We start from the raw sequence: 242 nt of genomic DNA on the forward strand, positions 1-242 counted from the left end.
CTCGCCGAAGTTATAGTTACGCTCAACCATGAAAGATACCGCACCAAAAATTGCACAGTTAACTGTGATTAGTGGTAAGAAGATACCTAACGCGTTGTAAAGTGCTGGGAAGAACTTATCTAATGCCATTTCCAAAATTTGCACAAGTGCTGCAATAACACCAATGAAAGTTAAGAAACGTAAAAAGCTAAGATCTGCATCTGGGTAACCAAGCCACGTAAGTGAACCCGGTGCTAACACTG

The 242-nt window shown here is 41.3% G+C and carries 1 protein-coding gene; it reads right to left on the reverse strand.

Going from position 1 to position 242, the window contains the following annotated elements:
- Positions 1-242, reverse strand: a 242-nt coding sequence (locus V0R37_RS23105; RefSeq protein ID WP_420376693.1) for an Rnf-Nqr domain containing protein, incomplete at both ends; no start/stop codon positions are given.

This window comes from Pollutimonas rozaliensis (assembly GCF_048751585.1).
Classification (GTDB): Bacteria; Pseudomonadota; Gammaproteobacteria; order Burkholderiales; family Burkholderiaceae_B.